Source organism: Mesorhizobium sp. M7A.F.Ca.US.007.01.2.1 (assembly GCF_003998165.1).
GTDB lineage: Bacteria > Pseudomonadota > Alphaproteobacteria > Rhizobiales > Rhizobiaceae > Mesorhizobium > Mesorhizobium ciceri.
In genome coordinates this window covers 1-7,713 of the sequence record NZ_RZQP01000263.1, presented here as the reverse complement: position 1 = coordinate 7,713, position 7,713 = coordinate 1, and the positions used below count along the sequence as shown (strand labels likewise).

The following is a 7,713-nucleotide window of genomic DNA, read 5'->3' as shown; positions in this document are numbered from 1 at the left end:
ATCCCACGCGAGGCGACGAGGCCGAGCGCGCTCAGCTCCGACACCGCCGCCGACATGGTAGGCTTCGACAGGTCGAGCATGGCGCCGAGCTTTGGCCGCGTCACCGGCCCGTGCGAGGCAAGCAGGCGCAGCACCGCCCGGGCGCTGTCGGTCAGATTGGGGATTTCCGCAGCCGCCATCTCAGCCGTTCGACCTTTGCCTGAAATCCTGTCTCCGGTCGGCGAAAGCGCATTCGCTGCCCCGACTCGAAAGCCATATCCTGTCCTCAATGCCTCATTGCTGACCGGTTTGGCAATTTCCGCGATGTCCGGACAAGGACGTCAGACTTCGGTCGGCGACCACGGCTTCAGCTTGGTATCGGTCTGGCGGTAGCGGAACACGATGTCGGTGAGGCCGGCCGCGTCCTGCATGTCGCCGACAATGAGCTGGATGGCGATGATCTCCAGTATGGCATCAGCGATGGCGTTGCCGAGCGCGGGAATCGAGATCACCACCAGCCTGTCGGCTGGAGCGACATCGCTGCGCCGCGTCACCAGCACCGAGGAGCAGCCCAGCGCCGCAAGATCCTGCGCGATCTTCACCTCGCGACCGTCGCCGATGGCGATCAGTCCGGTCGCCGCATCCTGCGATTCCATCGGCCCGTGCAGATAGTTCAGCGTGTCCCATCCCGATGCCGGCACCCGCACCGCCTCGCGTATCAGCATCGCCGCCTCGCCGGCATTGGCGAAGCCGACACCGGCGGCGACGATGTCGATGGATGTTCTGCCCTGCAGCAGCCGGGCCGCCTGCCCGGCAGCGCTTTGCGCACCGGAAAGGACGGTGGCGGCTGCAGGTGACAAAGTCGTCCAGTCGAATCTGTTGCCGGCGAGCCTGTCGATCAGCATGCCGAGCGCCAGCAAGGTCCCGGTATAGCCGGTGGAGCTTGCGCCATTGTCGGCGCCAGAATCCGTGGCAAGCACAGCACCAGTCAGATCAGCCAGCGGATTGCCGCTGCCACGGCAGACCGCCAGGCGCGGCGCGCCCGACGCCTCGCGCATGACGTCGTAGATTTCGCGGCTCTGCCCGGAGGCCGACAGCGCGATGAACGCATCGGCGGCTGCATCCGTCCGGCCATAGAGATCGGTCGGCGTATAGGCAAAAGCCTTGATACCGGAGGCGCGCAGATAAAGCGCACCGGCCAGCGCCGCCTGATAGCTGGCGCCGATGCCGGCAAGCCCGATCGTCTTGCCGGCAAAAGCGCCGAGATCGAGGTCGTCAAGCGACGAGGCCACCGAACGCCGGCCGATTTCGAGACTTTCCGTCTGGCGCGCCACCGCCGGGCGATAGCCGATACGCTTCATCATTCAAACCGCTCCAATTCCCGAAGATTGGCCCTGACCGACCAGCAGTCGTCTCGCCAAGGCGACCGCACCCAGCACCGGCGGCTCGCGCAGCAGCAGCACCTGGCTCGACGGCGAGACCTTTGCCATGGCCTCGACGAATGCCGTCATCAACATCGGCTGCTCCGAGATGACCCCGCCGCCAGCCACGACAAGGGCGGGATTGGCGCCGCGTTCGATCAAGAGTTCGACCAATGCGGCCAACCCTGCCCCGCCTTCGCTGATAATACGGATAGCCAGAGCCGAGCCGGCGATCGCCGCGTCGAATACGGCATTGGCATAGCGGCCCCAGACCGCGGCACCACGCGTTTCGTTGAGCAGGATGCCAAGCTTGGTCTGGTCGTCTGTACCCAGTTCGCGCATCAGCCCGGCAATCAGCGGGTCACCATCCTGGCCCCGGTCGAGGCTGTGCCGGATTGCTTTCGCCGCCTCGCGCACCAATGCCGGCGCGCTGCCCTCGTCGCCAAGGATCCAGCCCCAGCCACCGGCTGCCAGCATCTTGCCATCGGCCGTGCGTGCCACCGCGATCGAGCCTGTGCCGGAGACGACGCCGATGCCGTCGATATAGCCAGCGGCAGGAACCATCAGCTCGGCATCGTTGACCACCTGCACCGCACCACCGGTCCTGCTTGCCAGCAGCGCCTGGAAGCGAAGGCATTGTTCACCCGTGTCGCAGCCATGCGCGCCAACGGCCAGCACAGCGGGCGCGACCCCGCCGCACAATCCCGCGACGATCCCAGCCAGTGTCTCGGCATCAGTCTCCATCTGGCGAATGCGCCAGCTCTCCGTCACCAGCACCTCGTCGGCGATGCGCTCGCCCTGGCACGCCATGATGCGCGTCTTGGTGCCGCCTATATCCACGCCTGCAATGATTTTCTGGGTCACCATATCCACCGCGCAAGCCGGGCCGCCGCGTCCAATCCACGTTAGTTAGGAAACTTTACAAACTATCTTTCCAGACGGCAAGAACTATGATTTGATAATCGTCGTAAAAAGCGCATCAAGCGCGATTGGGAGATTGCAACATGAGCAGGAGAAGGATTGGGCTGGCCCTCGCGGCCGCGTCTTTCGCATGGGGATTGGCAGCCAGCGTGGCGCATGCCACCGACATCTCGTTCTGGACCTGGCGCCAGGAGGACAAGGCCGCCTACAACGAACTTTTCGCCGATTTCACCAAGGCCAACCCGGACATCCATGTGAAGTTCGAGTCCTTCCCGGATGAGAACTATCCGACCATCGTCTCGACGGCCCTGGCCGCCGGCAAGGGTGGCGACGTCATCCACACCCATGCCTATGGCTGGCTCGAGCAGTTCGTGAAGGCCGGCTATTTTGAACCACAGGATCTGACCACGGTGCCTTCGCTCGCCAACCAGCCCGCCGATGCGCTGGTGGCCGGCACCTATCGCGCCGACAAGAAGGTCTATTCGCTGCCCTTCGCTTCGCAGACGCTCGGCCTGTTCATCAACAAGGACGTCTTCGCCAAGACCGGGTTGACCCCGCCGACCACATGGGATGAGTTCATAACCGTCAGCAAGGCGCTGAAGGACAAGGGTATTTATCCCCTCGCCAACGGCATGGGCACAAGCTGGTTCAACGAGATGTTCGTCGCCATCTTCACCAACCCGTTCCTCGGCCAGGATTTCGTCAGCGACCTGACGTTGGGCAAGACCACCTTCAAGGACCCGCGCTATGTCGCCGCACTCGGCAAGCTGCTCGAATTGCGCGACTACATGCCGCCCGGCTTCGAAGGTATCGACTATGACACCGCCGGCCAGCTGTTCATCAGCGGCAAAGCGGCGATGCTTGCCGGCGGCAGCTTCGACATCGCCAGCTATCGCACCCAGAACCCGGCCATCAACATGGACTTCGTCGCCCCGCCAGTGGTCAAGGCCGGCGATACGCCGCAGGTGACCAAGTTCTTCGACGGCGGCTATGCGGTCAACGCCAAGTCGGCCAACAAGGAGGCCGCGCTCAAGCTGGTCAACTGGATGGGCACAAAGGAGTTCGGCGACAAGTTCTCCGCTCTGCTCGGCAACATCTCGCCGATCAAGGGCGTCGTCATCAAGGACGAGCTTCTCGCCCATGTCGCCAAGTTGAACGAAACCGCCATGCCGCATATCAATGTCGTCTACTTCCGTTTCGAGAAACCGACGGGATCGGAGCTGCTGCAGGGCGACATCACCAAGATGATGTCGGGTTCGATCACCCCGGACCAGCTGGCCGCCGACCTGACCAACGGCCTCGCCAAATGGTACAAGCCTTTCCAGGGCAAGTGACATGAACAGCGGCCGGCGCCACACCACAAAAGCCTTTCCGTGGCGCCGGTCACTCTGGATCGCGTCCCTGCTGACACCGGCCCTGGTGGTCATGGTGCTGTTCGTGCTCTGGCCGCTGCTCTCAGCCTTCCGCCTTGCCTTCTATGAGTTCAACGGCTTGCAGCCGACCGGATTCATCGGCTTCGAAAACTTCCGCAAGGTGCTGTTTGAACAGCCTTACAGCGACTGGACCTGGAATGCGCTGAAGCACAACATCATCGCCTTCGTGGCGCTGATGGTGTTCGAGAACGGCACCGCTTTCCTGCTCGCCTATGCCTTGCTGAAGGCGCTGCCCGGCCACCGTATCCACCAGGTCATCGTCTTTCTTCCGGTTGTGCTGTCGGCGGTCATCGTCGGCTTCCTGTGGAAACTGTTCCTGCATCCGCTGTTCGGCCTGGTGAACCAGACGCTGGCGCTGGTCGGCATCGGCGCCATACCGTGGCTCGGCAACGAACACACCGCACTCGGCAGCGTCCTGTTCGCCAACGTCTGGCACTGGCTCGGCTTCCCCACCCTGGTGCTGCTGGCCGGCATGCAGCGCGTCAGCAAGGAAGTCATCGAGGCTGCCCGTCTCGACGGGGCCGGCGACTATGTGCTGATGACCAGGATTATCTGGCCGCTGATTGCGCCGAGCGTCACCATCGTCACCATCCTGACCTTCATCGGCAGCTTCAACTGGTTCGAAATCCCCTATGTCATGGCTGGCCTCACCGGTTCGCCCGGCGGCGCGACAGATGTGCTCGGCCTCTATTTCTACCGCACCGCCTTCGGTTCGACGACGACCGGGATCCAGGATTTCGGCCAGGGCAGCGCGCTGGCCGTGATGATGTTCATCATCGTTGCAGGCGTCACTGCAATCGCGCTTCGCTACCTGCGCCGTCGCGAGATCGAGCTGTGAGCGCGACAGCCCGCACCGGGCAACCCGCCGAGTTGCTGAAGAATGGCGCCATCCAGCTGATGCTGGCGATCAACGCCGTCATCATGATCTATCCGCTGTTCGTCATGGTGATGTCGTCGTTCAAGACCAACGCCGAAATCTTCAGCTCGCCCTTCGCCCTGCCGGCGCACTTTTCGCTGGCCAATGCCGAGCGGGTGTGGAGCGAAACCAATTTCGTCCGCTACCTCGCCAATTCCGTCGGCATCACCATGGCCGCGGTGGCGCTGATCCTCCTGTTCAGCACCATGGCCGCCTATGCGATTGCCCGCTACCAGTTCAGGCTGAGCGCGCTGGTGCTGATGTTTTTCCTCAGCGGCATGACGGTGCCGCTGAAACTGGCGATCATTCCGCTGTTCATCCAGCTGGATTCGCTTGGGCTGGTCGACAGCTATGCCGGCCTGGTGCTGGTCTATGTCGCCATGGGCATTCCTTCGGCGGTGTTCATCATGACCGGCTTCCTCCGGACCTTGCCGCGCGAACTGGAAGAGTCCGCACGCATGGACGGCGCCAGCGAATTTCGCATCATGCGCTCGATCATGTTGCCGTTGGCGCGCCCGGCCCTGGTCATCGTCGCCATCCAGAACGCCGTGCCGATCTGGAACGACTTCTTCTTCCCGCTGGTGCTGATCACCTCGGACGAGCTCAAAACCTTGCCGCAGGGCCTCACCGTCTTCGTCGGCGAGTTCACCACCGACTGGGGCGTGATGTTCACCGGGCTGACTCTGGCGGCGCTGCCGATAACGCTGCTCTACATCGTGCTGTCGAAGCAGTTCATCTCCGGCATCACCCAAGGCGCGGTGAAATAGACTGCGGTCAAATAGACGAGGAATTTCAAGTGGCGAACCAGAACAAGATCATCATCACCTGCGCGGTTACCGGCTCGATCCACACGCCGTCCATGTCGCCACATCTGCCGGTGAGCGCGCAAGAGATTGCCGATGCCGCGATCGGCGCGGCCGAGGCCGGCGCTGCCATCGTCCATCTGCATGCGCGCAACCCCGCCGACGGCCGGCCCGACCAGTCGACCGAGGCGTTTGCGCCCTTCCTGAAGGTGATCAAGCAACGCTCGGACTGCGTCATCAACATCACCACAGGCGGCGCCGCGACAATGAGCGTCGAGGAGCGCGTCAAGCCGGCGGCGACCTTTGCGCCGGAAGTTGCATCGCTCAACATGGGCTCGATGAACTTCGGCCTCTACCCAATGCTGGAGCGCTTCAAGACCTTCGAGCATGACTGGGAACGCCCCTATCTCGAAGGCTCGCGCGACCGCATCTTCCGCAACACCTTTGGCGACATCGAGCACATCCTGCGCACCTGCGCGCAAAACGCCACGCGTTTCGAGATCGAGTGCTACGACATCGGCCACCTCTACACGCTCGCCCATTTCGTTGAGCGCGGCCTGGTCAAGGCGCCGTTCTTCGTCCAGAGCGTGTTCGGCATATTGGGCGGCATCGGCACCCATCCGGAAGATGTCGCGCATATGAGGCGCACCGCCGACCGGCTGTTTGGACAGGACTACCACTGGTCGGTGCTGGGCGCCGGCCGCAGCCAGCTGCCGATCGCCACCCAGGCCATTGCGCTCGGCGGCAATGTGCGCGTCGGGCTGGAGGACTCGCTCTGGATCGGCAAGGGCCAACTGGCGAAATCCAATGCCGAGCAGGTGCGCAAGGTACGCCAGATCATCGAAGGGCTTGGCGCTTCGGTCGCCACCCCTGACGAGGCACGGCAGATCTTGCAGCTCAAGGGCGGCGACAAGGTCTCTTTCTAAGGAAAATACCAATGAGTGCGCTCACCATATCAGGTGTCGATAAGGCCTATGGCAAGGCGAAGGTCATCCACGGCGTGTCCGTCGACATCGCGTCGGGCGAATTCGTCATCCTGGTTGGCCCGTCCGGTTGCGGCAAGTCGACCTTGCTCAGGATGATCGCCGGCCTGGAAGACATCAGCGCCGGCGAGATCGCGCTCGAAGGCAAGATCATCAACGATGTCGCGCCGAAATCGCGCGATATCGCCATGGTCTTCCAGAACTATGCGCTCTACCCGCACATGACGGTGCGTGAGAACATGGCCTTCGCACTGACGCTGAAGAAGATCGATAAAAGCGAGATCGACGCCAAGATTGCGCGTGCCGCGACGATCCTCGGACTGCAGGACTTGCTGGATCGTTATCCGCGCCAGCTTTCCGGCGGGCAGCGCCAGCGTGTCGCCATGGGCCGCGCTATCGTGCGCGACCCGAAGGTCTTTCTGTTCGACGAGCCACTCTCCAACCTCGACGCCAAGCTGCGCGTGCAGATGCGCGCCGAAATCAAGGCGCTGCACCAGCGCCTGGGAACCACCATCGTCTACGTCACCCACGACCAGGTCGAAGCCATGACTATGGCCGACAAGATCGTCGTCATGAATGGCGGCATCGTCGAACAGGTCGGCGCCCCGCTCGATCTCTACGACCGGCCGGCCAATCTGTTCGTTGCCCAGTTCATCGGCTCGCCGTCGATGAACATCCTGGACGGCCGCACCACTACGGACGGTTTTGTCGCCAGCGACGGCACGGTATTTCCGCTGCCTGCGTTGGGACAGGGCGAAAGTGCGCTTGCCTGGGGCATCCGGCCCGAACATCTCAAGCTCTCAGACAGCGGCGTGCCGGCGGTGGTCGAAGTGGTCGAGCCGACCGGCGCGGAAACCCTTGTCATGGCCAAAGCCGGCAACAACACGCTGAGCGCGTTGCTGCGCGAGCGGATTTCCGTGATGCCGGGCCAGAAGGTTTTCCTGGCGCCGGACCTCACCCAGTTGCATCTGTTCAACGCCAAGGGTCAGCGCATTATGCGGGTGCGGAACGCATCAAGGGTTATTCGGCAGATGAATTAATCGGCAAGCACTTTTCGCAATTCTATACTCTCAAGGACCGTGAGCGGGGCAGTCCGCAAAGTGCCCTGGAGATCGCCGCCCGTGAAGGGCGAGTTGAGCGCGAAGGCTGGCGTATACGCAAAGACGGCACTGCGTTCTGGTCCACGTGGTCATCGACGCCCATTCGGCACGAGGATGGCGAACTCCTGGGGTTCGCGAAGATCACACGCGACATTAC

The 7,713-nt window shown here is 62.8% G+C and carries 8 protein-coding genes and 1 pseudogene; 6 read left to right on the top strand and 3 right to left on the bottom strand.

Going from position 1 to position 7,713, the window contains the following annotated elements:
* The 3 genes from EN949_RS30255 to EN949_RS30245 form a co-directional block, all read right to left on the bottom strand.
* The coding region (locus tag EN949_RS30255; RefSeq protein ID WP_164782587.1) for a helix-turn-helix domain-containing protein at positions 1-179 on the bottom strand (179 nt) is incomplete at its 3' end.
* A gap of 141 nt (positions 180-320) precedes the next feature.
* On the bottom strand, positions 321-1,343 hold the full coding sequence (locus EN949_RS30250; protein WP_063170673.1) for an SIS domain-containing protein: 1,023 nt from the start codon (positions 1,341-1,343) through the stop codon (positions 321-323).
* Positions 1,344-2,267 (bottom strand): BadF/BadG/BcrA/BcrD ATPase family protein, encoded by a 924-nt coding sequence (locus tag EN949_RS30245; RefSeq protein WP_063170674.1) that lies wholly within the window; start codon positions 2,265-2,267, stop codon positions 1,344-1,346.
* Between the two features lie 137 nt (positions 2,268-2,404).
* On the opposite strand from EN949_RS30245, the gene EN949_RS30240 reads away from it, so the two are divergent.
* From EN949_RS30240 to EN949_RS30215, 6 genes and pseudogenes are all read left to right on the top strand, one after another.
* Positions 2,405-3,655: an extracellular solute-binding protein gene (locus EN949_RS30240; protein ID WP_063170675.1), complete on the top strand. Its 1,251-nt coding sequence runs from the start codon at positions 2,405-2,407 to the stop codon at positions 3,653-3,655.
* A gap of 1 nt (position 3,656) precedes the next feature.
* Entirely contained in the window at positions 3,657-4,592 is a 936-nt protein-coding gene (locus EN949_RS30235; RefSeq protein WP_027161988.1) for a sugar ABC transporter permease, read from the top strand.
* The gene (locus EN949_RS30230; protein ID WP_127367272.1) at positions 4,589-5,437 is read left to right on the top strand and encodes a carbohydrate ABC transporter permease; all 849 of its coding nucleotides are present in this window, start codon (positions 4,589-4,591) and stop codon (positions 5,435-5,437) included. Before EN949_RS30235 ends, EN949_RS30230 begins: the two co-directional genes overlap by 4 nt.
* Positions 5,438-5,466: 29 nt before the next feature.
* Positions 5,467-6,399 carry a 3-keto-5-aminohexanoate cleavage protein gene (locus EN949_RS30225; RefSeq protein WP_127367273.1) on the top strand — a complete coding sequence of 311 codons (933 nt, stop codon included), beginning with the start codon at positions 5,467-5,469 and terminating at the stop codon, positions 6,397-6,399.
* Between the two features lie 11 nt (positions 6,400-6,410).
* On the top strand, positions 6,411-7,496 hold the full coding sequence (ugpC, locus tag EN949_RS30220; RefSeq protein ID WP_063170677.1) for a sn-glycerol-3-phosphate ABC transporter ATP-binding protein UgpC: 1,086 nt from the start codon (positions 6,411-6,413) through the stop codon (positions 7,494-7,496).
* Positions 7,457-7,713: pseudogene (locus EN949_RS30215) on the top strand (PAS domain-containing protein); the annotation flags it as partial. The gene ugpC and the pseudogene EN949_RS30215, both read left to right, overlap by 40 nt.

Excerpts from the sequence above, each read along its gene's own strand:
- EN949_RS30240 (WP_063170675.1), top strand. The coding sequence starts at position 2,405 with ATGAGCAGGAGAAGGATTGGGCTGGCCCTCGCGGCCGCGTCTTTCGCA.
- EN949_RS30250 (WP_063170673.1), bottom strand. The coding sequence starts at position 1,343 with ATGATGAAGCGTATCGGCTATCGCCCGGCGGTGGCGCGCCAGACGGAA.
- EN949_RS30245 (WP_063170674.1), bottom strand. The coding sequence starts at position 2,267 with ATGGTGACCCAGAAAATCATTGCAGGCGTGGATATAGGCGGCACCAAG.
- EN949_RS30235 (WP_027161988.1), top strand. The coding sequence starts at position 3,657 with ATGAACAGCGGCCGGCGCCACACCACAAAAGCCTTTCCGTGGCGCCGG.
- ugpC (WP_063170677.1), top strand. The coding sequence starts at position 6,411 with ATGAGTGCGCTCACCATATCAGGTGTCGATAAGGCCTATGGCAAGGCG.